The following is a 25780-nucleotide window of genomic DNA, read 5'->3' as shown; positions in this document are numbered from 1 at the left end:
GGCCTCCCCGACGTGCCCGGCCTCAGGTCGCGTCGAGAGCCTTCACGTCGTACGCGTCCGGGTCCTCGTCCTGGGAAGGCTCGGCGCCCTCCTCCTCGTCCTTCTCCGGCGTACGCTCCGGCAGCTCGGCCGCGAACGCCGCCGCCGCCTGCACCAGCGGCAGGGCCAGCAGCGCGCCCGTGCCCTCGCCCACCAGGACCCCGTGGTCCAGCAGCGGGGTCAGCGCCATCCGGTCCAGGGCCTTCGCCTGCGCGGGCTCCCCGCTGACCTGCCCGGCCAGCCACCAGTCCGGCGCCCGGAACGCCGCCCGCTGGGCCACCAGCGCACAGGCCGCCGCGACGACCCCGTCCAGGATCACCGGCATCCGGCGCACCGCCGCCTGGAGCAGGAATCCCGTCATCGCGGCCAGGTCCGCCCCGCCCACCGTGGCCAGCAGCTCCAGTTGGTCACCGAGCACCGGCCGGGCCCGGCGCAGCGCGTCCCGGATCGCGGCGCACTTGCGCATCCAGGCCAGATCGTCGATGCCCGCACCGCCGCGCCCGGTCACCACCGAGGCGTCCGTACCGCACAGCGCCGCGACGAGGGTGGCCGCGGCCGTGGTCCCGCCGACGCTCAGGTCGCCGAGCACCACCAGATCGGTGCCGGAGTCCGCCTCCTCGTCGGCGATGGCCATGCCCAGGCGGACGGCCCGCTCGGCCTCCTCGGCACTCAGCGCGTCCTCGATGTCGATGCGCCCCGACCCCCGCCGCACCCGGTGGCGTACGACGGACTCGGGCAGCAGTTCCGGGTCGCAGTCCACCCCGGCGTCCACGATCCGCAGCGGCACCGAGAAGCGCCGGGCCAGCACCGCCACCGGGCTCGCCCCGTCGAGGGCCGCCCGCACCAGCTCATGGGTGGTGCCCGCCGCACGTCCGGAGACGCCCAGCTCCGCCACCCCGTGGTCACCGGCGAAGAGCACCACGCGCGGCTGCGCGACGGCCTTGACCGGTACGGACTGCTGCGCGGCGCTGAGCCACTCGCCCAGCTCGTCGAGCCGGCCCAGGGCCCCGGGCGGGACGATCAGCCGCTCCCGCCGTTCCTCGGCATCGCGCCGTACGCCCCCGTCGGGGCGTTCGATCAGGTCGGAGAAGTCGTCCAGGTTCACGGAGGTCTGCCTCGCGGGTCGTCACGTCGGTTTCCGGTCCGGGCACCCGGCGGCGGGCCCCTGCCGGGAACAGTACCGGTCGGCCCGCACGAGCCGGGGCCCCGCGTACTGACGCCCCCTCACCGAGGCGACGCCACCACCAGCGCACCTGGCGAAAGCCCCTCACCGACGCAAGACCACCACCGCGGCTGCCCCCTCACCCCCGCAACACCACCGCGGCTACCCCCCTCACCCCCGCAACACCACCGCCTGCCCCGCCACCACCAGCAGCACCTCCTCGCACTGGGCCGCCACCGCCGCGTTCAGCCGCCCCAGCTCGTCCCGGAACCGTCGCCCGGCCGCAGTCGCCGGGACCACCCCCGCCCCCACCTCGTTCGTCACCAGCACCACCTGACGCCGGGTCCCGCGCACCGCCGCCACCAGCTCCGCGACCCGCGCCCGCAACGCCTCCTGGCCGCCCTCCCGCCACCGCACGTCCTCCCAGGCGTCCACCCGGTCCATCGCGTCGGTCAGCCACAGCGACAGGCAGTCCACCAGCAGCGGCGGCCCCTCCGCGCCCAGCAGCTCCGCGACCTCGCAGGTCTCCTCGGTCCGCCACGCGCCCGGCCTGCGCTCCCGGTGCAGCCCCACCCGGGCCGCCCACTCCGGGTCCCCTTCGCGCCGCCCGCCGGTCGCCACGTACACCACCTCGGGGAACGTCTCCAGACGCCGCTCCGCCTCCAGCGACTTCCCCGACCGGGCGCCGCCCGTCACCAGCACCCGGCGCGGCACGTCCGGCACCACCGGGTACTCGCCCACCACCAGCGTCGTCCCGTCCGGCACCGCCCGCGCCCCGGCCGCCGCCAGGAGCCGGTCCAGCGCCGCGCCCGGCGGGGCGTCGTGGTCCAGGTGGACCGCGATCACCTCGGTGGCCGGGCCGACCGCGCCGACCGACCGCAGCCGCGCCACCGCGTCGGGCCGCCCGATCACATCGCAGAGGACCAGGTCGTACGGCCGCTCGGCCCGCCCGTCGAGACCGGCGGGCGCGGCCCCGGGCGGCAGGTACAGCAGCCGCTCGCCGTCCGGTGAGCCCACCTCGTAACCGGTCCCCGGCGCGTCCATCGGCACCGCCCGCACACGGTGCCCGCTGATCAGCGTCAACACCTGGCCGTCCGGCACCCGCCCGGCCGGCGGCAGGGCCGGCGGCAGCTCCACGGCGGGCCCGTCGTGCGGATGGGTCAGCAGCACCTGGCGCACCGCGCCCAGCGAGCGGCCCGCGCGGGCGGCCGCGAACACCGCCCCCGGGGTCAGGTCCAGCAGCAGCGCGTCGTCGACCAGCAGGGCGGTCGCGGCGCGCGCCCACGGGCCACGGGCCGTCGCACAGGCCGCACAGGGGCAGGAGGGGCGCGGCAGCCCGTCGGGGGCTCCGGTGCCGAGCAGAGTCAGTTCCACACCTTGATCCTCCCGTGTCCGCACGCCGGGTGCGCGCCCGGCTAGGCTTCGGGCAGCAACTGACCCAGGAGCAGCAACGGCCCAGGAGTCGGGCAGCAACGCGACCCAGGAGGCGGACATGGCGTGGACGTGGCGGTTCGAGAAGTCCGACGGTACGGAGACGGAGCCGGCGCTGCAGCCGGAGGAGTTCACCACCCAGGGCGACGCGGAGTCCTGGATCGGTGAGTACTGGAAGGAGCTCCTGGAGGGCGGCGCGGCCCAGGTGACGCTCTTCGAGGACGCGACCAAGATCTACGGCCCGATGAGCCTGCAGGCCGACAGCGCCTGAGAACCACAGACGGAGGGCCACGGGAGAGGGCGGTACGGAAGATTCCGTACCGCCCTCTTCTCCGTTCGGGAGGGTCTCAGATCTCCCCGAGCGTGACCTCCGCCGTCCTGCTGTCGTCGTCCCGCGTGTACGTCACGGTCACCTTGTCGCCCGGCTGGTCGCCCGCCAGGGCCTCGGAGAGCGAGGTGATGGTGGTGACGGCCGTGTCGCCGATCTTCGTGATGATGTCCCCGGCCCGCAGCCCCGCCTCGTCCGCGGCGCCGTTCCGTTCCACGCTCACCAGCGCCACCCCGGCGGGCCGGTAGGAGTCGTCGACGACCGTGCGGCCGGTGATGTTCAGCGCGGCCCGGCCCGAGTCGGTGACCCGGCCGTCCTTGATGATCTGGTCGGCGACCGTCCGCACCATCGAGACGGGGATCGCGAAGCCGATGCCCGGCGCCGCGCTGTCGCCCATCTGCGGGTCGGTCGCCGCGAGGGTCGGGATGCCGATGACCTCGCTGCTCAGGTTGACCAGCGCCCCGCCGCTGTTGCCGGGGTTGATCGCCGCCGAGGTCTGCACCATGTTGGCGATCGTCGCGCCCGTGCCCCCGCCGGCCCGGCTCTCGCTCACCGTCCGGCCGAGCGCCGAGACGATGCCCTGGGTGACGCTGCTGGAGAGGCCGAGCGGCGAGCCCATCGCCATCACGATCTGCCCCACCTCGACCTTCTCCGCGTCGCCGAACTTCGCGGGCTTCAGACCTTCGGGTACGTCGTCCAGCTTGATGACCGCCAGGTCCTGCTCCGGGTAGGAGGAGACCAGCGAGGCGTCCAGCACCGCCTCGCCGGTGGCGACGGTGACCTTGAACGACTTCTCGTCGCCGATGACGTGGGCGTTGGTGACGATGTGGCCCTTGCCGTCGTAGACGATCCCGGAACCGAGGCTGTCCGACGCGTCGATCTGCACCACCGAGGGCAGCACGTCGTTGATGACGGCCTTGTAGGCGCCCTCCAGCTCGGCGGTGTCACGGGTCACGGAGCCCTGGGCCGTACCGGAGGGACTGGCCTGCGGCGCGGGGGATGCCGCCGGGGTCGCGCCGGAACAGCCTGCCGTCGCGGCCAGGGCGATCGCACAGACCCCCGCGATCAGGGGCAGCAGGCGCTGTACGGGGCGGCGGGAGGGGGATGCGTCCATATCCGGAGTCTGGTGCCCCCACCCTTTCGGGTGCCTGTACTGATGGGCCGAACGGGACCGATGGGCCGAACGGGACCGATGGGCCGAACGGGACCGATGGGCCGAACGGGACCGATGGGCCGAACAGGACCGATGGGCCGAACAGGACCGGCGGATCGAACAGGACCCGTACGGTCCCTAGCCGCGCACTCCGCACAGATGCAGCAGCGCCGCGATCCCCCGGTACGGGTCGGTCCGCCCGGCCCGGTCCTCCAGGGTCAGCACCCGCTCCAGCTCGTAGGCGGGCAGCTCGGTCCCGTCGGGGACGTTGTCGGTGAAGACCCGCACGCCGTACCAGGCGTGCAGCGGGGCGGCGATCCCGGCCAGGGTGGCCCGCAGCGCGTCGAGCCGGTCGGCCCGCACGGTGAGGCCGAGGTCGTTCGTGTACGTCGCCGAGTCGAAGGCCTCCAGGGCCGCACCGAAGTCGCCGGTGAGGCCGGGGCGCATCGCGAGGGCGTCCGCGTTCCGTACGAGCAGCGAGAGCAGACCGCCCGGCGCCAGCATCCGGGCCAGCCCGGCCAGCATCGGGTCGGGCTCCTCGACGTACATCAGGACGCCGTGGCAGAGCACCACGTCGAAGCTGCCGGGCAGGAAGTGCACGCCGGTCTCCCGGCCGTCCCCCTCGATCAGCCTGACCCGCTCCCGGATGCCCTCGGGCTCGGTCGCCAGGGCCTCGCGGGCCGTCCGCAGCAGCTCGGCGTCCGACTCCAGGCCGGTCACCGAGTGACCGGCCCGCGCGAGCCGCAGCGCCTGGACGCCCCGGCCCATGCCGACGTCCAGGACGCGGAGCCGCTGACCCACCGGGAACCGCCCGGCTATCTGCTCGTCCAACTGCCGGGCGACGAGCTCTTGGCGGACGGTGTCACGTACGCCCACGACGGGGCTCACCGGAGGGACGATCTCCGTACTCAGGGCCGCTCTCCGCGCTTGACCTGCGGCTTCGGGAGCCGTAGACGACGCATCTGGAGCGTGCGCATCAGACCGTAGGCGACGGCTCCGCGCTTGGGGGCATCCGGGAAACGCTCCCGGAGCTGCTTCTTCAGCCGGATCGACAGACCGATCGAGTCGATCACGATCAGGATGATCACACCCATCCAGAGCAGCAGCGAGATGCTCTGGATGTTCTGCACCTGGATCACGCTGAGGATCAGGATGACCACGGCGAGCGGCAGGAACCACTCGGCGATGCAGAAGCGCGAGTCCACGAAGTCGCGGACGAAGCGCCGCACCGGGCCCTTGTCGCGGACCGGGAGGTAGCGCTCGTCGCCCGAAGCGAGCGCCTCACGCTGCCGGGCCAGATCGGCACGGCGCGCCTCGCGCTGGCGCTTCACGGCCGCCTTGCGGTCGGTCGGCGCGCTGGAGGCGGCACGGCGGCGCTGCGTCTGGGCCTCGCTGCGCTTGGGGGTGGGGCGACCCTTGGGAGCCTGCGGGTCGCGGGTCTGCTGGGAGAGGTCCGCCGTCACCTTGTCGGTGGGGGCCTTCTCTGTCTTGGCACGGCTACGGAACACAAAACCCAAGGGTACGGGGTCGGGCCGCGGGCTCGTGGACCCGGGCGGGAACGATCCGGCAACGGACGGCGTCCCCGGAGGCACCCCAGGAGGCACCCGACCTGGGCAGAACAGGCCTTAACCACCGGTTTCCCTGACCGTCACCTACACCCTGGGCGGGAGCACCGGCCGGGCTCAGTCGTCCTTGGGGAGGAGCACATCGGGCCTCGAACAGTGCGGTAATGGAGACAGGGCCCGTACTGTGGGTTCTATCGGGAGTGCTGGAGCTCAGTCCGTCAGAAGGGGGCGCGCGAAGCCCATGAGCGGTGTCATGAAGCGTATGGGGATGCTTTTCCGCGCGAAGGCAAACAAGGCCCTTGACCGGGCCGAGGATCCGCGCGAGACCCTGGATTACTCGTACCAGAAGCAGTTGGAACTGCTTCAGAAGGTGCGCCGCGGCGTCGCCGACGTCGCGACGTCCCGCAAGCGGCTGGAGTTGCAGCTGAACCAGTTGCAGGGCCAGTCGTCCAAGCTGGAGGACCAGGGCCGCAAGGCGCTGGCGCTCGGCCGCGAGGACCTGGCGCGCGAGGCGCTGTCCCGGCGCGCCGCTCTCCAGCAGCAGGTCACCGACCTGGAGACGCAGCACACGACGCTGCAGGGCGAGGAGGAGAAGCTCACCCTCGCGGCCCAGCGGCTGCAGGCCAAGGTCGATGCCTTCCGCACCAAGAAGGAGACCATCAAGGCGACCTACACGGCGGCCCAGGCGCAGACCCGGATCGGCGAGGCCTTCTCCGGCATCTCCGAGGAGATGGGCGACGTGGGCCTCGCGATCCAGCGGGCCGAGGACAAGACGCAGCAGCTCCAGGCGCGGGCCGGCGCCATCGACGAGCTGCTCGCCTCCGGCGCCCTGGACGACCCGACCGGCACGGCGAAGGACGACATCGCCGCCGAGCTGGACCGGATCTCCGGCGGCTCGGACGTCGAGCTGGAGCTCCAGCGCATGAAGGCCGAGCTGGCCGGCGGCTCCTCGTCCTCGCAGCAGGCGATCGAGGGCGGTGCCCAGGACGGCACGCAGCAGTCGCAGCAGTCCCCGCACAAGTTCGACAAGCAGTAGTGAGGGCGGCGTCATGATCGTACGGATCATGGGGGAAGGCCAGGTCAAGCTGGCCGACAGTCACTTCGTCGAACTCAACGAGCTCGACGACGTCCTGCTCAAGGAGATGGACAGCGGGGACGGCCCCGGCTTCCGCACCACGCTCCACGCGCTCCTCGACAAGGTGCGCGAGCTCGGCACTCCGCTCCCCGACGACTCCCTGGAGCCGTCGGAGCTGATCCTGCCGGCGCCCGACGCGACCCTCGAAGAGGTGCGCGCCATGCTCAGCGACGACGGACTCATCCCGAACTAGCTCATCCCGAACCGGACGTACCTGCTCCACCAGCACGCGCACACCTGTGCCCCGCATCCGGTCTGCCCGGTGCGGGGCACAGGCATGGTCGCCCTTGGACGGTTCCGTGGCCGTACCGGCACACCGCGGAGACGGATCCGTAGGCGACACGCCGTACCGTTGCTGGACGTGACCACCCTCCTCTCCGGGTTCGCGCGCGCCCGCCGCTGGCTTCGGGACCACCCCCTCGCGTTCGACGCGGCCCTGGCGTTCTGCGTCCTGATCGCGATGATCTGCGGTTCGTTCGCGGACCCGGGCAAGGGCCACGGGCCGACGTTCGGGACCCGCACCCCCGAGGCGTTCAGCGTGCTGCTGATGGTGCTGGCCGCCTCGGCGCTCGTCCTGCGCCGGCGGCACTCCATGGCGGTCCTCGCGGTGACCGGCGGCCTCACGGCGACCGAGTACATCTTCATGGACCCGCCGGCCCCGGTCGTGATGAGCACCGTCATCGCGCTCTACACCGTCGCCTCCCGCACCGACCGCCCGACCACCTGGCGGGTGGGCCTGCTGACCATGGGGATCCTGACGGTGGCCGCGATGGTCTTCGGCTCGACGCCCTGGTACAGCCAGGAGAACCTCGGCGTCTTCGCCTGGACCGGGATGGCGTCGGCCGCCGGGGACGCCGTACGCAGCAGGCGCGCCTTCGTCGACGCGATCCGGGAGCGCGCGGAGCGGGCCGAGCGCACCCGCGAGGAGGAGGCCCGCCGCCGGGTCGCCGAGGAGCGGCTGCGGATCGCCCGGGACCTCCACGACGTGGTCGCCCACCACATCGCCCTGGTCAACGTGCAGGCCGGGGTGGCCGCCCACGTCATGGACAAGCGCCCGGACCAGGCCAAGGAGGCGCTCGCCCACGTCCGGGACGCCAGCCGCTCCGCGCTCAACGAACTCCGGGTCACCGTCGGCCTGCTCCGCCAGTCCGGCGACCCCGAGGCCCCCACCGAACCGGCCCCCGGCCTCGCGGTCCTGGACGAGCTGGTGGACACCTTCCGCAACGCCGGGCTCCCCGTCGAGGTGGCCGGCGCCGACCGGGGCCCCAGGCTCCCCGCCGCCGTCGACCTGGCCGCGTACCGGGTCATCCAGGAGGCCCTGACCAACGTACGCAAACACGCGGGCGCCGGGGCGAAGGCCGAGGTCAGCGTCGTACGGGTCGGGGTCACCGCCGAGATCACGGTCCTGGACAACGGCCGGGGGAGCGCGGCACGGCGCCCGGGTTCCGAGAGCACCCCGGACGGCGGCGGCCACGGCCTGCTCGGCATGCGCGAACGCGTCACCGCCCTCGGCGGCGCCCTCACGGCCGGACCTCGCTACGGGGGCGGGTTCCGGGTCCATGCGATCCTGCCCGTCGAGGCCCGCACGGGTGAACCGGAACCGCCGGGCCCGGCGGCCATGACGGGGGAGCGCCGATGACGCAGCCTGTACCAACGACGGAGCCACCCATCAAGGTGCTGCTCGTCGACGACCAGGCGCTCCTGCGCAGCGCGTTCCGGGTGCTGGTGGACTCCGAACCCGATATGGAGGTCGTCGGCGAGGCGGCCGACGGGGCCCAGGCGGTGGAGCTGGCCCGGGCGACCGGCGCCGACGTGGTGCTGATGGACATCCGGATGCCGGGCACGGACGGGCTCGCCGCCACCCGCATGATCAGCGCGGACCCGGCCCTGGCGGCGGTGCGGGTGGTCATGCTCACCACGTTCGAGGTCGACGAGTACGTGGTCCAGGCCCTGCGCGCCGGGGCTTCCGGCTTCCTCGGCAAGGGCGCGGAGCCGGAGGAGCTGCTCAACGCGATCCGGATCGCCAACGCGGGCGAGGCGCTGCTCTCCCCGGCGGCGACCAAGGGGCTCATCGCCACCTTCCTGGCCCAGGGCGGGAGTTCGGGGGAGGGGCCGGACAGCGCGGAGTACGCGGAGCGGCTGGCCGCGCTCACCGTGCGCGAGCGGGAGGTGCTCGTCCTGGTGGCGGGCGGCCACTCCAACGACCGGATCGCCGAGCGGCTGGCGGTCAGCCCGCTCACCGTCAAGACGCACGTGAACCGGGCGATGGCGAAGGTGGCGGCCCGGGACCGCGCCCAATTGGTCGTCATCGCGTACGAGTCGGGCCTGGTACGCCCCCGGGTGGAGTGACGGCGTACTCCCTGATCAGCTCCACGCTGCTGACGCTGCTGCTGGTCCCGACGCTGTACGCGATGGTCGAACTCCGCAAGGAACGCCGAGCCAAGAAGAAGGCCGCGAAGCGCGCGGCCAAGGCGGACGTCCCGCCGCAGCCGGAGCCGGCGGAGGCGAAGGAGGCCGAGCCCGCGAAGGCCTGACGACGAGAAGGGGCCTGTCCCACGCACCCGCGTGGGACAGGCCCCTTCGGGTTCCCCGCCTACTTGACCGAGGAGATGAACGGACCCCAGGCAGCAGCCCGGACGATGAGTGCGGGCCCGGTGGGGTTCTTGCTGTCGCGTACGGGGATGAGCCCGGGGAAGTCGTCGCTGATCTCGACGCATTCGCCCCCATTGGAATTGCTGTAGCTGCTGCTGCGCCAGCGGGCGGTGCTCAGCTCGGGGGAGTGGGTCATGGTCGGTAGCCCTCCATCGCGGTACGAATCCGTTCCGCCGACCCGTCCAGGGTGAGGGAGTTGGCCCGCAGCACCTCGTACTGCCGCCGCCACTTCTTCACCGCGGCCGGATCCTCGTAGAGATGACCGGCCTGGATGCCCTCCTCGTACGCCACCGAAGTGCCATCCGGCAGGGTCAGCAGAGTCAGCGCGCCACCCAGCAGCGAGTGAGATCTCGCACTGAACGGCATGACCTGAACCTTACTGCTCGGAGTGTCCACCTGGTCCAGCAGCAAAGCCAGTTGCTCGCGCATGCAGGCGGCGCTTCCCATGGGGCGGAGCAGTACGCTCTCGTCGATGATCGCCCAGCGGAACGGCGGTTCGCCCGACCGCAGTCGCGCCTGCCGGGACATCCGCGCAGTAACACGTTCCTCGACCTGCTCAGGGCTGAGGTCCTCCTGGCATCGAAGGAAGGCGCGCGCGTACTCCTCCGTCTGCAACAACCCCGGCAGCGCCTGCGCCCCGTACTGCTCTATCACCTCGGCCCGGTACTCGAAGTCCATGTAGCGCTTGTACTGGTCCGGATGGATCTCCCGTCGGGCCAGCTCGAACAGGTCGTGGAAGTGCTGGTCGGTCCCGAAGGCGAGGTCCAGCCGGTCGGGGATGTCCGGGGGCGGCATCAGCTCCGCCGTCTCGATGCGGCCCAGCGTGCTCTTGCTGGAGTTCACGATGTCCGCGAGCTGGACGAGGGACAGGCCCGCGCCTTCGCGGTGGCGGCGTTGCTCGGAGCCGAAGTAGTGGCGGGCGGAGAGGTACGGGGTGAGGGGCTGGGGCTTGAACGTCACGGTGCGTGCCTTTCGTGTGTCCCGTTCCCAAAGCCGGTACAGCGGCGCCCTGTTGGGGAGACGTTCCCCAGGGCGACGATTGCGGCACACACCGTAACCGCCCTCTCGTGCGGCGCACCAGAGGGCCTCCTCCGGAGGTAGCGACCGAGATGATGTTCGATGGCAAGGGCCGGGCCATGCGACTGCTCCCGTGGACCAACGACTTCGGCGCCCCGTGCTGGCTCAGCACGACGAACCCCGACAGCCGTGTCTCCCGGATGGCCGACGAGCTGGAGGCCGCCATGATCGCCTCGGCCGAGGAAGTGCTGGCCGAGGCCCGGGAGTTGCTGGCGGAGACCGTGGTGGGGGAGCAGGAGCTGCGCTTCGCCGGCACCCGGCTCGCCGAGTCGCTGGGGGACGCCCTGCGGATCGCGGCGAGCCGGGGCGGGCGGCTGGAGAGTGGCGACTGACGGGCGGTGAGCGGTGTCAGGCGTCGCCGCCCAGGGCCCGGATGATCCGGCGCAGTGTCTCACCGTGCCGTTCGGGGTGGCGGGCGCCGACGGCGATGGTTTCCTTCAGCAGGCGGATACGGGTCTCCTCGTCGGACATGTGCCGGAGCGCGGCCAGGTCGTCGGGGTCGAAGCCCTCGCTCTCGCCCGAGAGGACCAAAGCCACCTGGGCGTGGGTGAGGGAGGAGAGCCGGTCGCCGAAGACCTGGCCCTCGATGCCTCCGCCGTGCATCAGCGCGGTGCCGTCCCCGGCCTCCAACGACCGGTCCACGTACGCCTGGAGGGCATCGCGGTCCGCCACCAGGCGGTACGCCGCGTCCAGGCCCTCGGTGCGGCCGATGTCGAGCATGGCGACATGGGCCAGCGGGGTGTCCCCGGGCGGCGCCACGGTCAGGAGGCGCGGGTGCTCCTCCAGGTAGGCCCGGGACTCCGCCCAGTCCGGGCACTCCAGCCACTCCGCCAACTGCTCCGACAGGATCAGCGGATCGTAGGCGGCGGTCACCCCGTGGACGAGTACGGTGTCGCGGAGTGCGGCATGCCGTTGCGCGCCGAGCGGGTCCAGGACCGCCAGCTCGTCCAGGGCCGTCGCGGCCTGCTCGCCGCCCAGGGCTTGCGCGTTCTCGGACCAGAAGTCCCGCGACCGGGGCCAGTTGGGCGCGAACATCCAGGCGCTGACCAGGTCCACGGTCTCCGGCCGCAGCGCGAGCCAGTCCGGTACGGGCGTGAACGTCTCCTCCTCCCACGCCGTGCGCACCGCCGCCGTGTCACCGTACGCACGCAGCGCCTGCCGGGCCCGTACGGTCACGGCGTCCGCGCTCACGCCGCCCTCCGCTTCGCGGTCCAGCCACGCCACCAGCTCGGTCATCCCGTTCCCGGGCCACGGCTCGGGGCAGCGCATCAGGAAGATGTCCCGCTCCACGCCCAGGCGCCGGGCGGTCGCCGGGTCGGTCTCCTCGAACTCCTTGACGGTCTCCTCGAACTCCTCGATCGCCGCCGTGTGCTCACCGGTACGGGCCAGCGCCCGGGCCAGGTCGTCCAGCGCCGAGACCAGGCCGGTGACCGAGGCGGCGTTGGTCCCCGGGTGCTCCAGCGCCAGGGACCGGTGGAGCGCCACCGCCTCCCAGAACGCCTCCACCGCCCCCTCCGCGTCGCCGTCCAACTCCACATACGTACCGAGCACCTGGAGGGACCCGGCCAGCTTCGCCAGGAAGGCATCCCCGAGCTCCCGCAACAGGTCGACGGCCTCCCGCACCGGCGGCAGCGCGCCCACCGGGTCCCCGGTGGCGGCCAGGCACCGGGCCCGCGTCAGCAGGGCGGCGGCGAGGCCGGGCCGGGACGCCTCGGGGTCCTGTGCGGCCGGCTCACGGTGCAGGGCCACGGCCTCCTCCGCCGCCCGCAGGCCCGCCGCCGGGTCGCCGGCCTTGCTCAGGTGACCGGCGAGGCCGTCGAGCGCCCTGGCCAGCTCCGGGCGGACGGCGTCCGGCCGTTGACCGGCGAGTTCGCGGAGGATGCCGCACGCCTCCTGTGCCGCCTCGACCGCCCCGGACACGTCGCTCACCGCCGCCCGGTGGCCGCCCAGCGCGTGGAGGGCGGCCGCCAGCCGGGGCCGGAACGCCTCCGGGTCCTCCGCGGCGAGGCTCCGGAGATGGCCGACCGCCTCCTCGGCCCGAGGTACCGCCTCCACCGGCTCTCCGGCTGCCGCCAGATGCCGGGCGTAGTTCAGCAGGTAGGCCACGAGCGCCGGTACGGATGCGTCCGGCCGCTCCTCCTCCACCAGCTCCCGCTGGAGCCGCACGGCCTGCTTCCCGAACGGCACGGGGGTCGTCCGGTCCCCGGTGTCGGCGATCCGGTCGCCCAGGGCGTCCATGGCCTCGGCCAGCTCCGCCTGGTAGCGGTCCGGGCGCTTCATGCCGAGGTCGGCGTACAGCTTCGCGGCCTCCTTCGCCGGAGGCAGGGCGGCTGTGTGGTCCCCGGTGGCGGCGATCCGGTTCGAGAGCTGGTGCAGGGCCCCGGCGAGTGTGGGTACGAAGCCGTCCTCGGGGTTCTCGGAGAGCGCCCGGTAGATCTCGACCGCCTCCCGGGCCGGGGCCACCGCCCCTTCCCGGTCCCCGGTCTCGGCCCGGAGCACGGAGAGGACGCCGAGAGCCTCGGCCAGCCCGGACCGACCGGCGGCGGCATCGCGCTCGACCGCGCCACGCCGACTCCGTACCTCCTCCTCAGCCTGCGTAAGGCCGCCCGCGCCGCCGGAATCGGCAGCTTCCGCCTGCGCAAGGCCACCAGCCCCGGTCGTCTCCGCAGCTTCCGCCTGCGCAACGCCCCCCGCCCCCCGCGCCTCGTCGCCCGCACCCGTCCCACGGTCCTCGTAACTCATGCCCGCCCCACCGTCCTCGCCGTCCTCGCCGTTCCATCCGGTCAGTCCCGCGCACGCCCAAGCCCACTGCGGTGAGTAGCAGCGTAGTTACGGGGAGGAGGGGTCGGAGGTCGTATGGAGAAGATTCAGCCTGCTCGCGGGCGCGCGAAAAGCCCCGGTATGCCACACCTGCGGCATACCGGGGCTTCCGGCGAAGGCGGATCAGGGGCGGTGCCCGTTACGGCAGCGCCAGCATCCGCTCCAGCGCGAGCTTCGCGTACTTCTCCGTCTCCGGGTCGACCTCGATCCGGTTCACCAGCTTGCCGTCGGCCAGCGACTCCAGCGTCCAGACCAGGTGCGGCAGGTCGATCCGATTCATCGTCGAGCAGAAGCAGACCGTCTTGTCGAGGAAGACGATCTCCTTGTCCTCCGAGGCGAAACGGTTCGCCAGGCGGCGGACCAGGTTCAGCTCCGTGCCGATGGCCCACTTCGAGCCGCGCGGAGCCGCCTCCAGGGCCTTGATGATGTACTCCGTCGAGCCGACGTAGTCCGCCGCCGCCACGACCTCGTGCTTGCACTCCGGGTGCACCAGCACGTTGACCCCGGGCATCCGGGCCCGTACATCCTCGACCGACTCGACCGAGAAGCGGCCGTGGACCGAGCAGTGGCCGCGCCACAGGATCATCTTCGCGTCCCGCAACTGCTCGGCGGTGAGGCCGCCGTTCGGCTTGTGCGGGTTGTAGAGGACGCAGTCCTCCAGGCTCATCCCCATGTCCCGCACCGCCGTGTTGCGGCCCAGGTGCTGGTCGGGAAGGAAGAGGATCTTCTCGCCTTGCTCGAAGGCCCACTCCAGGGCCCGTTTCGCGTTGGACGACGTACAGATCGTGCCGCCGTGCTTGCCGGTGAAGGCCTTGATGTCGGCGGAGGAGTTCATGTACGAGACGGGCACCACCTGGTCGGCGACCCCGGCCTCCGTCAGTACGTCCCAGCACTCGGCGACCTGCTCGGCCGTCGCCATGTCGGCCATCGAGCAGCCGGCGGCCAGGTCCGGCAGCACGACCGCCTGGGCGTCCGTGGTCAGGATGTCCGCGGACTCGGCCATGAAGTGCACGCCGCAGAAGACGATGTACTCCGCCTCCGGGCGCGCGGCCGCGTCCCGGGCGAGCTTGAACGAGTCGCCGGTCACGTCCGCGAACTGGATGACCTCGTCGCGCTGGTAGTGGTGGCCGAGGACGAAGACCCGGTCCCCGAGCTTCTCCTTGGCCGCGCGGGCGCGCGCGACCAGGTCCGGGTCGGAGGGGGAGGGGAGGTCGCCGGGGCACTCGACGCCCCGCTCGCTCCTCGGGTCGGCCTCGCGGCCGAGCAGCAGCAGCGCGAGGGGTGTCGGCTGTACGTCCAGGGGCTGGGCCGTGGTCACGTCACGCACCCTTTCTTCTCTGCGTTCTGCTCTGCGCTTCTGCGAACGCGCCTTTTCGTCTATTTGACGCTATCTATCATAGCTCCTTCGTGTCACTTTGACGATGCCGATAGCGTCGATGTGACGCATCCCCCGGGCGACCGGGTGTGCGAGCATGAAAAGGAACAGACAAGCGCTTGGCCCGGAATGAATCCGCGGCGCAGGCGGTTGAACCGTCGGCAAGCAGTCCGTACAACCCGGGAGAGAAGCAGATGTCCGTATCGGACGAGACCACCACCGTGAGCGACGGCATCCTCCTGTCCGACGCCGCCGCAGCCAAGGTCAAGGGCCTGCTGGAGCAGGAAGGCCGCGAGGACCTGGCACTGCGCGTCGCCGTCCAGCCCGGCGGTTGCTCCGGCCTGCGCTACCAGCTCTTCTTCGACGAGCGTTCGCTCGACGGCGATGTCGTCAAGGACTTCGACGGCGTCAAGGTCGTCACCGACCGGATGAGCGCCCCGTACCTGGGCGGCGCCTCCATCGACTTCGTCGACACCATCGAGAAGCAGGGCTTCACGATCGACAACCCGAACGCCACCGGCTCCTGCGCCTGCGGCGACTCGTTCAGCTAATCGCTGCGCGGATCCAGACGTACGAGGGCGGCCCCGGGATTCAGTCCCGGGGCCGCCCTCGTACGTCCTGCGCGGGAAACCGTCCTATGCGGAAAACCGTCCTGCGCCGGAAACCCGCTCAGCCGCGCGGCACCGTCGCCCCGCTCTCCGCGTCGATCACCGTCCGGTCGCCCAGCGGCTTCTCCAGCGTCACCGTCCGCTTCAGCTCCTTGGCGATCATGATGCAGGCGCCCTTCTTCTGCTTCCCCTCCGTGATGGTGATCCGCACCTGACCCGCGCTCTCCTCGGCGCTCGCCGCGTACGTGGAGCAGACGCCGCCCCAGAAGGTGACCTCAAGCGTCCGGCCGTCGGCCGCGTACGAGGTCGCCTTACGGTCGCCCGAGGGCGTCGGGGCCGTGGGCTTCTCGACGAACTCCGGCGCCACCGCGATCTGCGTGACCGTGCTCTCCGGCCCGCCCGTCCCCTGGCGGACATGGAACAGCCAGGACGGTACGAGGGTCTGCCGGCCGTCCACGTACTGGAGGGCCAGGCCGAACTCCGCGTGCTCGACCGTCTGCGTCACCGGCGCCCGCTTGCCGTTCGACGGCACGCACTGCGGGTCCGACGGCTTCGGCTCACCCTCCAGCGGTACGGGAGTGGCGCAGCCGCCGATGTCCCGGCTCGCGTCCCCCTTGGCCTTCCCCGCCTCGTTGAGCTGCTTCAACGCGGCCTCGGCGCCGACCACGGGATACGTGTCGCCCTTCTCCAGCGCCTTCAGCTGCCCGCTGCCCCCGGCCACCTTGCCGTCCGGGCCGACCTGCACCCCGGTCGACCAGCCGTACGTGGGCAGCCCGTCCACCTCGGGGTCCGCGTTCACCACGCGTACGTCGCCCATGAGCTGGCCCGCGTTCAGCGCGGCGTCGTCCTGGCCGACGGCCTTGAGCACCGGCACCGCGGCGGCCTTCGCCGCCTTCTCGCTCACCGGCTGCCCGTCGGCCTCCGGCGGGCTCTGGTTCGCGCACATCGTCCCCGGGTCGCAGGGCTTGGGGGGAGTGGAGCGGGCGAACGTCCAGGTGCCCGGGGCCTGCTTGGTGACCTTCAGGAGCGCGCCGGGCCCGTCCTCGTCACCGACCACCCAGGACGCGTCCACGGTTCGCGGGGTCCCCGGAATGCCGAGCGCCTCCGCCAGCCGGGCCACCTCCGCCGACGCCACCGTCCCCGTGGCGCGGTGGACCGCCGCCTCGTCGGGGCCGTCGGGGAGCTGGCCCGCCGCCCGGTAGACCACGGGCGGACCGTTCGGGTCCGGCTCACCCGGGGCGATGCCCGGGGGCGGTGTGCTCGGGTCGCCGGGCGTGGCCGGGGCCGCCTCGGCGGCGGAGTCCAGGGCCAGCACCGGGGCCTTGTCGCGGGAGGCGGAGCCGCTGTCCCCCGGGCTGTTGTCGCCGGAGGCGGTGGAGGCCCAGTAGGCGCCGCCGCCCCCGGCCAGCAGCACCGCCGCTGCCACCGAGGCCACCGCGAGCGGCGGACGCCGCCGCCGGGGGCCGGTCACGTCGTTGTCGGGTCGCTCGGTGCTCACCGGATCGCTCCTTCGACTGCGTTGCCGTCGCGTTCACTACCGCGTGCCCCCGGACGGGGACACCGGTGGGACGGAGCGGAGGAGCATGCGGTTCCCCGGTGACGGCCGATCGGCTCGGAGCCCGTACAGTTCCAGCCGAAAAACGCGCCGAAGTGGTCAGTCCCCGTACTCGCCCATCGCGTCGATCAGCCGCGCCGACGAAGGCGGCACCGTCACCCCGTGGATCAGGGACGGCTTCACCGGCGTGGTCACGGCCTTCTTCGGCGCGGCCCAGTGCGGGGCCATGCGCGCGCAGTCCCCGCGCAGCTCGGCCAGGCTCACTTCGGACTCGCGCGATGCGGTGGACTCTCGCGATGCGGTGGACGCGCGCGCTGCGGTGTGGTTCGACATATCCGCACCGTAACCACGGTCTCGCTCAGGTAGAAAGCCCTACTATCGGGTAGTTTTCCCTTTTCCCGCCCGGAGGGCTCACCCGGTAGCGTGAACTGTCACGCCGTCCCGGAGGGCGCACCTCGGCCCTTCGCCTTCCGCAGGAGAAGCCTCCCCGTGCGTATCGCAGTCACCGGCTCCATCGCCACCGATCACCTCATGACCTTCCCCGGCCGCTTCGCCGACCAGCTGGTCGCGGATCAGCTGCACACGGTCTCCCTCTCCTTCCTGGTCGACAACCTCGATGTGCGCCGGGGCGGTGTCGCCGCCAACATCTGCTTCGGCATGGGCCTGCTCGGCACCAAGCCGATCCTCGTGGGCGCGGCGGGCTCCGACTTCGACGAGTACCGTGCCTGGCTCGACCGGCACGGCGTCGAGACCGGGTCGGTCCGGATCTCCGAGGTCCTGCACACCGCCCGCTTCGTCTGCACCACCGACTCCGACCACAACCAGATCGGCTCCTTCTACACGGGCGCGATGAGCGAGGCCCGCCTCATCGAGCTGAAGAACGTCGCCGACCGCGTGGGCGGCCTCGACCTGGTCTCGATCGGCGCGGACGACCCGGAGGCGATGCTCCGCCACACGGAGGAGTGCCGCTCCCGGAACATCCCGTTCGCCGCGGACTTCTCGCAGCAGATCGCGCGGATGAACGGCGACGAGATCCGCATCCTGCTGGACGGCGCCACGTACCTCTTCGCCAACGAGTACGAGAAGGGGCTCATCGAGTCCAAGACCGGCTGGAGCGACGAGGAGATCCTCTCCAAGGTCGGCCACCGGGTCACCACGCTCGGCTCGCGCGGTGTCCGGATCGAGAAGGCCGGCGAGCCGGTCATCGAGGTCGGCTGCCCCGAGGAGGACGCCAAGGCCGACCCGACCGGCGTCGGCGACGCCTTCCGGGCCGGGTTCCTCTCCGGTCTCGCCTGGGGCGTCGGCCTGGAGCGCGCCGCCCAGGTCGGCTGCATGCTCGCCACCCTGGTGATCGAGACGGTCGGCACCCAGGAGTACACCCTGCGCCGCACCAACTTCATGGACCGCTTCACCAAGGCGTACGGCCACGATGCCGCGGCCGAGGTCCAGCAGCACCTCGTCTAGCACTCAGGAGAGCCGGCGGACCACATAGGCCGAACCCCGGTCCGCCGGCTCCTCGCCCACGTACTCCTGCTCCCGCATCTCGCACCAGGCGGGGATGTCCAGCCGCGCCGCCTCGTCGTCGGCGAGTACCGTCACGGTGGCGCCCACCGGTACCTCCCCGATCACCTTTGCGAGTTCGATCACCGGGATCGGGCAGCGCCGCCCGAGCGCGTCCACCACCAGAGAGCGGGCCGGAGGAGGGGAGAGAGGCGCCGACACGGGCGCGCCGAGCCGTTCCCGTACCTCCGCGACCACCCCGGGCACCACCTCCAGGAAGCGGTCCACATCCGCCTCCGCCGTACCCAGCGGGAGCGAGATCCGGACGTTCCCCTCCGACAGCACGCCCATCGCCTTCAGTACATGGCTCGGCTCCAGTGTGCTGCTCGTGCAGGACGAACCGGACGATACGGAGAAACCGTGCCGGTCCAGCTCATGCAGCAGGGTCTCCCCGTCGACATAGAGACAGGAGAAGGTGACCAGATGCGGCAGCCGCAGCTCCGGATCGCCGACCACCTCCACATCGCCGACCCGCTCGGCCACCGACGACCGGATCCGGCCGACCAGCGCCCGCAGCCGCACCGCCTCGGCCGCCGCCTCGTCCCGTACCGCGCGCAGCGAGGCAGCCGCCGCCACGATCGCCGGCAGGTTCTCGAACCCCGGCGCCCGGCCCGACTCCCGCTCCCCGGCCGGTCCCTGCGGGGCGAACCGTACCCCCTTGCGTACCGCCAGCAGCCCCACCCCGGCCGGCCCGCCCCACTTGTGCGCGCTCGCCGTGAGCAGCGACCAGCCGCCCGCCACCGGCCCCCACCCCAGCGACTGGGCGGCGTCCACCAGCAGCGGCACCCCCGCCTCGGCGCAGAGCGCGGCCACCTCCGCCACCGGCTGCTCGGTCCCCACCTCGTGGTTGGCCGACTGGAGGCAGGCCAGCGCGGTGTCGGGGCGCAGCGCTCCGGCGTACGCCGCCGGGTCCACCGCCCCCGACCGCCCCACCGGCACCTCGGTGAAGGAGCCGCCCGCCGCCTCGTGGGCCGCCGCCGCATGGAGCACCGAGGAGTGCTCGACGGCCGAGAGGGCCAGATGGCGGCCGACACGCCGACGCCCCGAAAGAGCTCCGGCAATTCCCGCGTGCACCGCGGTCGTCCCCGAAGAGGTGAAGACCAGCTCGTCCGGACGGCAGCCGACGGCATCCGCGGCGGCCTCCCGGGCGGCGTCCAGCAGCAGCCGGGCGCGGCGCCCCTCCCGGTACAGGCGGGCGGGATCGGCCCAGCCCTCGTCCAGCGCGGCAAGCAGCGCCTGGCGTGCGACGGGGTGCAGGGGGGCGGCGGAGGCGGCGTCGAAGTAGGGCACGCCGCCACGCTAGCCCGCACCGGTCCCCGCCCCGCCGCCCGCCTGTCCGCCCCGGCCGGGAGAGAGGGCGTCAGATGGCCGCCGGAGGCCCGGATTCCACCCCTTCGGGGAGTCGGGCGGCGCGTTGGGCACCCTCCCCGCGCGACCCCAAATAGCGTCCAGTAGGGTTTGGTCCGCATAAACATCCAAACCCCTGCCCGCGACAGGGACGGCGACCGACCAGTAGAGACGGGCGCGCCGACCGTGCGGGCGAGACTCTCGGGAAGGCGCTACGTGAGTCCCAACGGCTCCGACCGCTCGTCGCGGCGCCCGATGCGGCGGAAGCTGCCGCAGGTGCTGACTGCGGGCCTGGTCCTGGCGACGGCCTCCGGTTGTTCATACAACTGGGAGGATTTTCCCCGCCTCGGTATGCCCACCCCGGTGACGGAAGAGGCCCCTCGGATCCTCTCCCTCTGGCAAGGCTCGTGGGCGGCAGCGCTCGTCACGGGTGTCCTTGTCTGGGGGCTGATCCTCTGGAGCGTCTTCTTCCACCGGCGTAGCCGCACCAAGGTGGAGGTACCTCCGCAGACCAGGTACAACATGCCCATCGAGGCGTTGTACACAGTGGTTCCCCTCATCATCGTCTCGGTGCTCTTCTACTTCACCGCGCGTGATGAGTCGAAGCTCCTCGAACTCTCCGACAAGCCGGCCCACACCATCAACGTGGTCGGCTACCAGTGGAGCTGGGGCTTCAACTACATCGAGAAGGTGGAAGGCCAGCCCGCTGCGGGCAACGAGATCCCCAAGGAGCTCGACGCCATCCCCCAGAAGTTCCAGGACGACTTCCCGAAGGACGCCACCGGCGTCTACGACGCGGGCATCCCCGGGACGCGCAACCCCCAGAACGGCAACCCGGGCCCGACCCTGTGGCTGCCGAAGGGGGAGAAGGTCCGTTTCGTCCTCACTTCGCGTGACGTCATCCACTCCTTCTGGGTGGTGCCGTTCCTCATGAAGCAGGACGTCATCCCGGGCCACACCAACGTCTTCGAGGTGACTCCCAACCGGGAAGGCACCTTCATGGGCAAGTGCGCCGAGCTCTGCGGCGTCGACCACTCCCGGATGCTCTTCAACGTCAAGGTCGTCTCCCCGGAGCGGTACCAGCAGCACCTCAAGGAGCTGGCTGAGAAGGGTCAGACGGGCTACATGCCGGCAGGCATCGAGCAGACCGACCCGGCCAGGAATTCGGAGAAGAAGCAACTGTGAGCATCCTCAACGAACCTCAGGGTGCGGCACCGGCAGACGACTCGTACGAGGACGAGCTGCCCGTGCGCCGCAAGCAGCCGGGAAACGTCGTCGTCAAGTGGATGACCACCACGGACCACAAGACGATCGGCTCGCTCTACCTGATCACGTCGTTCGCCTTCTTCATCATCGGCGGACTCATGGCGCTCTTCATGCGCGCCGAGCTCGCTCGTCCCGGCACGCAGATCATGTCGAACGAGCAGTTCAACCAGGCGTTCACGATGCACGGCACGATCATGCTGCTGATGTTCGCGACGCCGCTGTTCGCCGGATTCGCGAACTGGATCATGCCGCTCCAGATCGGCGCGCCCGATGTGGCGTTCCCGCGGCTGAACATGTTCGCGTACTGGCTGTACCTCTTCGGCTCGCTCATCGCGGTGGCCGGCTTCCTCACGCCGCAGGGCGCCGCCGACTTCGGCTGGTTCGCCTACGCGCCGCTGAACGACGCCGTCCGCTCGCCGGGCATCGGCGCCGACATGTGGATCATGGGTCTGGCCTTCTCCGGCTTCGGCACGATCCTCGGCTCGGTCAACTTCATCACCACGATCATCTGCATGCGCGCCCCCGGCATGACGATGTTCCGCATGCCGATCTTCACCTGGAACGTCCTGCTGACCGGTGTCCTGGTCCTGCTGGCCTTCCCGGTTCTCGCCGCCGCGCTCTTCGCGCTGGAGGCGGATCGTAAATTCGGTGCGCATGTCTTCGATTCCGCCAATGGCGGCGCGTTGCTGTGGCAACACCTCTTCTGGTTCTTCGGACACCCAGAGGTGTACATCATCGCCCTGCCGTTCTTCGGAATCATTTCCGAGGTCATTCCGGTATTCAGTCGCAAGCCGATGTTCGGCTACATCGGGCTGATCGCCGCGACGATCGCCATCGCCGGTCTTTCGGTGACGGTGTGGGCGCACCACATGTATGTGACGGGCGGCGTGCTGTTGCCGTTCTTCTCCTTCATGACCTTCCTGATCGCGGTGCCAACCGGTGTGAAGTTCTTCAACTGGATCGGCACGATGTGGAAGGGGTCGTTGTCCTTCGAGACACCGATGCTCTGGGCCGTCGGCTTCCTGATCACCTTCACCTTCGGTGGTCTGACCGGCGTCATCCTGGCCTCGCCCCCGATGGACTTCCACGTCTCCGACTCGTACTTCGTCGTCGCGCACTTCCACTACGTCATCTTCGGCACCGTGGTCTTCGCGATGTTCTCCGGCTTCCACTTCTGGTGGCCGAAGTTCACCGGCAAGATGCTGGACGAGCGGCTCGGGAAGATCACCTTCTGGACGCTGTTCGTCGGCTTCCACGGCACCTTCCTGGTGCAGCACTGGCTCGGTGCCGAGGGAATGCCGCGTCGCTACGCGGACTACCTCGCCGCCGACGGCTTCACCGCGCTGAACACGATCTCCACGATCGCGTCCTTCGTGCTCGGCCTGTCGATGCTGCCGTTCTTCTACAACGTCTGGAAGACCGCCAAGTACGGCAAGAAGATCGAGGTCGACGACCCCTGGGGTTACGGCCGCTCGCTGGAGTGGGCGACCTCCTGCCCGCCCCCGCGGCACAACTTCATCACCCTGCCGCGGATCCGTTCCGAATCCCCGGCGTTCGACCTGCACCACCCGGAGATCGCGGCGCTCGAACAGCTTGAGCACCACTCCGAGTCGGACAAGGCCCTCGCCGGCGGCAAGGAGGCAGGCAAGTGAAGATCCAGGGACAGCTGTTCATCTGGCTGAGTGTCTTCATCCTCATCATGGCCGGCGTCTACGGCGTGTGGTCGAAGGAGCCGGTCGGCACCACGGCGCTCTTCCTCGCCTTCGGCCTCTCGATCATGATCGGCTTCTACCTGGCCTTCACGGCCAACCGGGTCGACGCCATGGCCCAGGACAACAAGGAAGCCGACGTCGCCGACGAGGCGGGCGAGCTGGGGTTCTTCTCCCCGCACAGCTGGCAGCCGCTCGCCCTGGCCATCGGTGGCGCCTTCGCCTTCATGGGCGTCGTCTTCGGCTGGTGGCTGATGTACTTCTCGGCTCCGCTGCTCCTGATCGGCCTCTTCGGCTGGGTCTTCGAGTACTACCGGGGTGAGAACCGCACCCAGTGACACCCTTCCGAGGGTGACACCGCACTACCCCACAAGGGGCCCGCGTCGCAGGAAGCGACACGGGCCCCTCGCTCGTTCGGAGTCATTGAACGCGCTGGATCGGATGAATCTTCTTAGCGTGATGACATGAACCACACGCCGCGCATCCGCACCGTAGTGAGCTGCACCCTGCTGGTCGTGACCCTTGGCGCGGGTGCGACCGCCTGTGGCGAGCCCGACGGACACCCGCTGTCGACGAAGCCGTACGACGCGGGCGACCAGGTCTCCTTCAACGGCCCCTCCAAGAACGAGAAGGCCGACCCCGACAAGCCCCTGGAAGTCACCGTCAAGGGTGACGACGGCCGCATCACCGACGTCAGCGCCGTGGACACGGGCGGCCGCCACCTGGCGGGCGAGCTCTCCGCCGACGGCAGGAGATGGCGCTCCACGTCCCCGCTGGCCGCCGGCACCGGATACACCGTCAGGGTCTCCACCGAGAACGGCGACGGCGCCCCCGGCACCCGTACGCTCTCCTTCGACACCTCCTCGCCCAAGAAGCTGCTGAAGGTCGCCTTCGGCCCGCAGGCGGGCACCTACGGCGTCGGACAGCCCATCACGGCGGAACTCAGCGCTCCGGTCACCGACAAGGCCTCCCGCGCCACCGTCGAGCGCGCCCTGAAGGTCCGCTCCACCCCGGCCTCCACCGGCTCCTGGTACTGGGTCGACGACAAGAAGCTGCACTACCGGCCCCAGGAGTTCTGGCCCGCCAACGCCACCATCGAGGTCCGTTCCAACCTCACCGGCATCAAGGTGACCAACGCCCTGTACGGAGCCGAGGCCAAGCCCCTGAAGATCACCACCGGCGACCGGGTCGAGGCACTCACCGACGCCTCGACCCACACCATGACGGTCCTGCGCAACGGAGAAGTGATCAACACCATTCCGGTCACCACCGGCAAGCCCGGCTTCTCCACCCGCAACGGCGTCAAGGTGGTCCTCGCCAAGGAGCAGTTCGTCCGGATGCGCGGGGAGTCCATCGGCATCGCGGCCGGCTCCTCGGAGTCGTACGACCTGCCGGTCTACTGGGCCACCCGGGTGACCTGGAGCGGCGAGTACGTCCACGCCGCGCCGTGGTCCGTCGGCTCCCAGGGCAGCGCCAACGTCAGCCACGGCTGCACCGGCATGAGCACGAGCAACGCCGAGTGGTTCTTCGACACCGTGCGCCAGGGCGACATCGTGAAGGTCGTCGGCAGCGCGGGGGAGACCATGACCCCGTTCGACAACGGGTTCGGCGAGTGGAACCTCTCCTGGGCGAAGTGGCAGAAGGGCAGCGCCCTCAACGAAGGGGTGCCGGACAGCCCGCAGACGCTCCAGGCCGCCCGCCTGCGCCCGCATGTCTGACCGGACACAGCAGGAGCGCCCCGCACGGCGGGGCGCTCCTCACGGGCTGACAGGGCCCTCTCAGGCCTCCACGGCGAGCCGGGCGCGCAGGAGGGCCGCCAGCGCGTCGGCGAACTCCACCGGGTCCACCGGCAGCGTCACCGCGGCCTCCGCCCGGCTCCAGGTGGCCAGCCACGCGTCCTGCGGGCGGCCGATCAGCAGGAGGACCGGGGGGCAGTGGAAGATCTCGTCCTTGATCTGACGGCAGACGCCCATACCGCCGATGGGGGCCGTCTCGCCGTCCAGGACGCAGACGTCGACCCCGCCGCCGTCCAGCGCCGCCAGGACGGCCGGAAGCGTCGCGCACTCCAGGAACTTCACCGGTGGCACGTCGGCGGCAGGCCTGCGACCGGCTGCCAGCTTCACCTGCTCGCGGATGTTGGCGTCGTCGCTGTAGACCAGGACCGTGGCGGTCGCCTGCATTGTTCCTCCGTGACATCTGTGTCTTCGGGGCTCTCGGGGCATGAACCGATGCGCGGATCGTACTCCGGTCCACCGGCCGTCAGCACCGGTAAGGACACCGATTCGATGGGCCGTTCGGGCAGGACACACGGGACTGACACACCGAACGGCACCCCCCGGAGTGAGGGCGGGATAAGCGACCGACATAATGTCGGTCGTGGCGACAGCAACGACAGTAGAAACCGGGCACGCGCACCCGTCGGTCAATCGGCCGAACCTCACCAGCGTCGGAACCATCATCTGGTTGGCGTCCGAGCTGATGTTCTTCGCGGCCCTCTTCGCGATGTACTTCACCCTTCGATCGGTGATGGGACCCGATTACTGGAAGGAGATGGCCGGGCATCTGAACTTCCCGTTCTCGGCCACGAACACCACGATCCTGGTGCTCTCCTCACTCACCTGCCAGCTCGGCGTCTTCGCCGCCGAGCGGGGCGATGTGAAGAAGCTCCGCACCTGGTTCATCGTGACGTTCGTGATGGGCTCGATCTTCGTCGGCGGCCAGGTCCTGGAGTACGTGGAACTGGTCAAGGAGGCGGGGCTCTCCCTGTCGTCCGACCCGTACGGCTCGGTGTTCTACCTGACCACCGGCTTCCACGGACTGCACGTGACAGGCGGGCTCATCGCCTTCCTGCTGGTCCTCGGCAGGACGTACGCGGCCAAGAGGTTCACCCATGACCAGGCCACCGCGGCCATCGTCGTGTCCTACTACTGGCACTTCGTCGACGTGGTGTGGATCGGCCTGTTCGCAACGATCTACATGATCAAGTAACCGGGCTCGC

At 70.9% G+C, this 25780-nt stretch carries 27 protein-coding genes; 14 read left to right on the top strand and 13 right to left on the bottom strand.

Annotated features, from left to right (window positions below; translation table 11 throughout):
- Positions 1-22: 22 nt before the first annotated feature.
- Both cobT and ACFWRT_RS19975 read right to left on the bottom strand, forming a co-directional pair.
- Positions 23-1144 (bottom strand): nicotinate-nucleotide--dimethylbenzimidazole phosphoribosyltransferase, encoded by a 1122-nt coding sequence (gene cobT, locus ACFWRT_RS19980; RefSeq protein ID WP_380952560.1) that lies wholly within the window; start codon positions 1142-1144, stop codon positions 23-25.
- A 228-nt stretch (positions 1145-1372) separates the two neighbouring features.
- Entirely contained in the window at positions 1373-2575 is a 1203-nt protein-coding gene (locus ACFWRT_RS19975) for a bifunctional adenosylcobinamide kinase/adenosylcobinamide-phosphate guanylyltransferase (RefSeq protein WP_380952561.1), read from the bottom strand.
- A gap of 118 nt (positions 2576-2693) precedes the next feature.
- On the opposite strand from ACFWRT_RS19975, the gene ACFWRT_RS19970 reads away from it, so the two are divergent.
- Positions 2694-2903 (top strand): hypothetical protein, encoded by a 210-nt coding sequence (locus ACFWRT_RS19970; RefSeq protein WP_380952562.1) that lies wholly within the window; start codon positions 2694-2696, stop codon positions 2901-2903.
- A gap of 76 nt (positions 2904-2979) precedes the next feature.
- Here ACFWRT_RS19970 and ACFWRT_RS19965 read toward each other — a convergent pair whose 3' ends face one another.
- The 3 genes from ACFWRT_RS19965 to ACFWRT_RS19955 form a co-directional block, all read right to left on the bottom strand.
- Complete coding sequence (locus tag ACFWRT_RS19965) at positions 2980-4074, bottom strand: S1C family serine protease (protein WP_380952563.1); 1095 nt, start codon at positions 4072-4074, stop codon at positions 2980-2982.
- Positions 4075-4251: 177 nt separating this feature from the next.
- Positions 4252-4944: a class I SAM-dependent methyltransferase gene (locus ACFWRT_RS19960; protein WP_380952620.1), complete on the bottom strand. Its 693-nt coding sequence runs from the start codon at positions 4942-4944 to the stop codon at positions 4252-4254.
- A gap of 77 nt (positions 4945-5021) precedes the next feature.
- A complete protein-coding gene (locus tag ACFWRT_RS19955) occupies positions 5022-5621 on the bottom strand; it encodes a DUF3043 domain-containing protein (protein WP_380952564.1) in 600 nt (199 codons plus the stop codon).
- A gap of 310 nt (positions 5622-5931) precedes the next feature.
- Between ACFWRT_RS19955 and ACFWRT_RS19950 the strand changes: the two genes are divergently transcribed.
- The 5 genes from ACFWRT_RS19950 to ACFWRT_RS19930 all read left to right on the top strand — a co-directional run bounded on the left by ACFWRT_RS19950 (position 5932) and on the right by ACFWRT_RS19930 (position 9347).
- Positions 5932-6714, top strand: coding sequence for a PspA/IM30 family protein (locus ACFWRT_RS19950; protein ID WP_018511919.1), 783 nt, complete (start codon positions 5932-5934; stop codon positions 6712-6714).
- Positions 6715-6727: 13 nt separating this feature from the next.
- Complete coding sequence (gene pspAA / locus ACFWRT_RS19945) at positions 6728-7006, top strand: PspA-associated protein PspAA (RefSeq protein WP_018511920.1); 279 nt, start codon at positions 6728-6730, stop codon at positions 7004-7006.
- A 168-nt stretch (positions 7007-7174) separates the two neighbouring features.
- Complete coding sequence (locus tag ACFWRT_RS19940) at positions 7175-8452, top strand: sensor histidine kinase (protein ID WP_380952565.1); 1278 nt, start codon at positions 7175-7177, stop codon at positions 8450-8452.
- Positions 8449-9162 carry a response regulator gene (locus ACFWRT_RS19935; protein ID WP_380952566.1) on the top strand — a complete coding sequence of 238 codons (714 nt, stop codon included), beginning with the start codon at positions 8449-8451 and terminating at the stop codon, positions 9160-9162. Before ACFWRT_RS19940 ends, ACFWRT_RS19935 begins: the two co-directional genes overlap by 4 nt.
- Positions 9159-9347, top strand: coding sequence for a hypothetical protein (locus ACFWRT_RS19930; RefSeq protein WP_380952567.1), 189 nt, complete (start codon positions 9159-9161; stop codon positions 9345-9347). The genes ACFWRT_RS19935 and ACFWRT_RS19930 overlap by 4 nt, the downstream gene beginning before the upstream one ends.
- A 59-nt stretch (positions 9348-9406) precedes the next feature.
- Here the strand turns inward: ACFWRT_RS19930 and ACFWRT_RS19925 are convergent, their stop codons facing one another.
- Complete coding sequence (locus tag ACFWRT_RS19925; RefSeq protein ID WP_380952568.1) at positions 9407-9601, bottom strand: DUF397 domain-containing protein; 195 nt, start codon at positions 9599-9601, stop codon at positions 9407-9409.
- The gene (locus ACFWRT_RS19920; protein WP_380952569.1) at positions 9598-10425 is read right to left on the bottom strand and encodes a helix-turn-helix domain-containing protein; all 828 of its coding nucleotides are present in this window, start codon (positions 10423-10425) and stop codon (positions 9598-9600) included. Before ACFWRT_RS19920 ends, ACFWRT_RS19925 begins: the two co-directional genes overlap by 4 nt.
- A 149-nt stretch (positions 10426-10574) precedes the next feature.
- On the opposite strand from ACFWRT_RS19920, the gene ACFWRT_RS19915 reads away from it, so the two are divergent.
- Positions 10575-10874: a hypothetical protein gene (locus ACFWRT_RS19915; RefSeq protein ID WP_380952570.1), complete on the top strand. Its 300-nt coding sequence runs from the start codon at positions 10575-10577 to the stop codon at positions 10872-10874.
- Between the two features lie 16 nt (positions 10875-10890).
- Here ACFWRT_RS19915 and ACFWRT_RS19910 read toward each other — a convergent pair whose 3' ends face one another.
- Together ACFWRT_RS19910 and nadA are read right to left on the bottom strand one after the other, a co-directional pair.
- Complete coding sequence (locus ACFWRT_RS19910; RefSeq protein ID WP_380952571.1) at positions 10891-13284, bottom strand: tetratricopeptide repeat protein; 2394 nt, start codon at positions 13282-13284, stop codon at positions 10891-10893.
- Between the two features lie 217 nt (positions 13285-13501).
- Positions 13502-14680: a quinolinate synthase NadA gene (gene nadA, locus ACFWRT_RS19905; RefSeq protein WP_161267213.1), complete on the bottom strand. Its 1179-nt coding sequence runs from the start codon at positions 14678-14680 to the stop codon at positions 13502-13504.
- 251 nt (positions 14681-14931) lie between these two features.
- Between nadA and ACFWRT_RS19900 the strand changes: the two genes are divergently transcribed.
- Positions 14932-15288, top strand: a complete 357-nt coding sequence (locus ACFWRT_RS19900) for a HesB/IscA family protein (protein WP_003969624.1) — start codon at positions 14932-14934, stop codon at positions 15286-15288.
- 118 nt (positions 15289-15406) lie between these two features.
- On the opposite strand, the gene ACFWRT_RS19895 is transcribed toward ACFWRT_RS19900, so the two are convergent.
- Together ACFWRT_RS19895 and ACFWRT_RS19890 are read right to left on the bottom strand one after the other, a co-directional pair.
- Positions 15407-16843, bottom strand: a complete 1437-nt coding sequence (locus tag ACFWRT_RS19895) for a hypothetical protein (protein ID WP_380952572.1) — start codon at positions 16841-16843, stop codon at positions 15407-15409.
- Positions 16844-16999: 156 nt separating this feature from the next.
- On the bottom strand, positions 17000-17233 hold the full coding sequence (locus tag ACFWRT_RS19890; protein ID WP_380952573.1) for a hypothetical protein: 234 nt from the start codon (positions 17231-17233) through the stop codon (positions 17000-17002).
- Between the two features lie 156 nt (positions 17234-17389).
- Here ACFWRT_RS19890 and ACFWRT_RS19885 point away from each other — a divergent pair, with 156 nt between their 5' ends.
- The gene (locus ACFWRT_RS19885; RefSeq protein ID WP_380952574.1) at positions 17390-18364 is read left to right on the top strand and encodes a carbohydrate kinase family protein; all 975 of its coding nucleotides are present in this window, start codon (positions 17390-17392) and stop codon (positions 18362-18364) included.
- Between the two features lie 3 nt (positions 18365-18367).
- Here the strand turns inward: ACFWRT_RS19885 and ACFWRT_RS19880 are convergent, their stop codons facing one another.
- Positions 18368-19750, bottom strand: coding sequence for a cysteine desulfurase/sulfurtransferase TusA family protein (locus ACFWRT_RS19880; protein WP_380952575.1), 1383 nt, complete (start codon positions 19748-19750; stop codon positions 18368-18370).
- Positions 19751-20023: 273 nt separating this feature from the next.
- Between ACFWRT_RS19880 and ctaC the strand changes: the two genes are divergently transcribed.
- The 4 genes from ctaC to ACFWRT_RS19860 all read left to right on the top strand — a co-directional run bounded on the left by ctaC (position 20024) and on the right by ACFWRT_RS19860 (position 24500).
- Positions 20024-20992 carry an aa3-type cytochrome oxidase subunit II gene (gene ctaC, locus ACFWRT_RS19875; protein WP_380952576.1) on the top strand — a complete coding sequence of 323 codons (969 nt, stop codon included), beginning with the start codon at positions 20024-20026 and terminating at the stop codon, positions 20990-20992.
- Positions 20989-22725, top strand: a complete 1737-nt coding sequence (gene ctaD / locus ACFWRT_RS19870; protein WP_380952577.1) for an aa3-type cytochrome oxidase subunit I — start codon at positions 20989-20991, stop codon at positions 22723-22725. Before ctaC ends, ctaD begins: the two co-directional genes overlap by 4 nt.
- The gene (locus ACFWRT_RS19865) at positions 22722-23120 is read left to right on the top strand and encodes a cytochrome c oxidase subunit 4 (RefSeq protein WP_380952578.1); all 399 of its coding nucleotides are present in this window, start codon (positions 22722-22724) and stop codon (positions 23118-23120) included. The genes ctaD and ACFWRT_RS19865 overlap by 4 nt, the downstream gene beginning before the upstream one ends.
- A 126-nt stretch (positions 23121-23246) precedes the next feature.
- Positions 23247-24500, top strand: coding sequence for a L,D-transpeptidase (locus ACFWRT_RS19860; protein ID WP_380952579.1), 1254 nt, complete (start codon positions 23247-23249; stop codon positions 24498-24500).
- 60 nt (positions 24501-24560) lie between these two features.
- On the opposite strand, the gene ACFWRT_RS19855 is transcribed toward ACFWRT_RS19860, so the two are convergent.
- The gene (locus ACFWRT_RS19855; protein ID WP_326706264.1) at positions 24561-24962 is read right to left on the bottom strand and encodes a DNA-binding transcriptional response regulator; all 402 of its coding nucleotides are present in this window, start codon (positions 24960-24962) and stop codon (positions 24561-24563) included.
- 187 nt (positions 24963-25149) lie between these two features.
- Between ACFWRT_RS19855 and ctaE the strand changes: the two genes are divergently transcribed.
- Entirely contained in the window at positions 25150-25770 is a 621-nt protein-coding gene (gene ctaE, locus ACFWRT_RS19850; protein ID WP_026241469.1) for an aa3-type cytochrome oxidase subunit III, read from the top strand.
- Positions 25771-25780: the final 10 nt, after the last annotated feature.

The organism is Streptomyces cyaneofuscatus (genome assembly GCF_042718795.1).
GTDB lineage: Bacteria > Actinomycetota > Actinomycetes > Streptomycetales > Streptomycetaceae > Streptomyces > Streptomyces cyaneofuscatus_A.
The sequence above is the reverse complement of the archived record's forward strand: the minus strand, read 5'-3'. Positions and strand labels throughout refer to the sequence as shown.

Bases quoted from the DNA above. Each gene is read 5' to 3' on its own strand.
- ACFWRT_RS19970 (WP_380952562.1), top strand. From the start codon at position 2,694: ATGGCGTGGACGTGGCGGTTCGAGAAGTCCGACGGTACGGAGACGGAG.
- ACFWRT_RS19965 (WP_380952563.1), bottom strand. From the start codon at position 4,074: ATGGACGCATCCCCCTCCCGCCGCCCCGTACAGCGCCTGCTGCCCCTG.
- ACFWRT_RS19950 (WP_018511919.1), top strand. From the start codon at position 5,932: ATGAAGCGTATGGGGATGCTTTTCCGCGCGAAGGCAAACAAGGCCCTT.
- pspAA (WP_018511920.1), top strand. From the start codon at position 6,728: ATGATCGTACGGATCATGGGGGAAGGCCAGGTCAAGCTGGCCGACAGT.
- ACFWRT_RS19935 (WP_380952566.1), top strand. From the start codon at position 8,449: ATGACGCAGCCTGTACCAACGACGGAGCCACCCATCAAGGTGCTGCTC.
- ACFWRT_RS19925 (WP_380952568.1), bottom strand. From the start codon at position 9,601: ATGACCCACTCCCCCGAGCTGAGCACCGCCCGCTGGCGCAGCAGCAGC.
- ACFWRT_RS19915 (WP_380952570.1), top strand. From the start codon at position 10,575: ATGATGTTCGATGGCAAGGGCCGGGCCATGCGACTGCTCCCGTGGACC.
- ACFWRT_RS19910 (WP_380952571.1), bottom strand. From the start codon at position 13,284: ATGAGTTACGAGGACCGTGGGACGGGTGCGGGCGACGAGGCGCGGGGG.
- ACFWRT_RS19900 (WP_003969624.1), top strand. From the start codon at position 14,932: ATGTCCGTATCGGACGAGACCACCACCGTGAGCGACGGCATCCTCCTG.
- ACFWRT_RS19890 (WP_380952573.1), bottom strand. From the start codon at position 17,233: ATGTCGAACCACACCGCAGCGCGCGCGTCCACCGCATCGCGAGAGTCC.
- ACFWRT_RS19860 (WP_380952579.1), top strand. From the start codon at position 23,247: ATGAACCACACGCCGCGCATCCGCACCGTAGTGAGCTGCACCCTGCTG.
- ACFWRT_RS19855 (WP_326706264.1), bottom strand. From the start codon at position 24,962: ATGCAGGCGACCGCCACGGTCCTGGTCTACAGCGACGACGCCAACATC.
- ctaE (WP_026241469.1), top strand. From the start codon at position 25,150: ATGTCGGTCGTGGCGACAGCAACGACAGTAGAAACCGGGCACGCGCAC.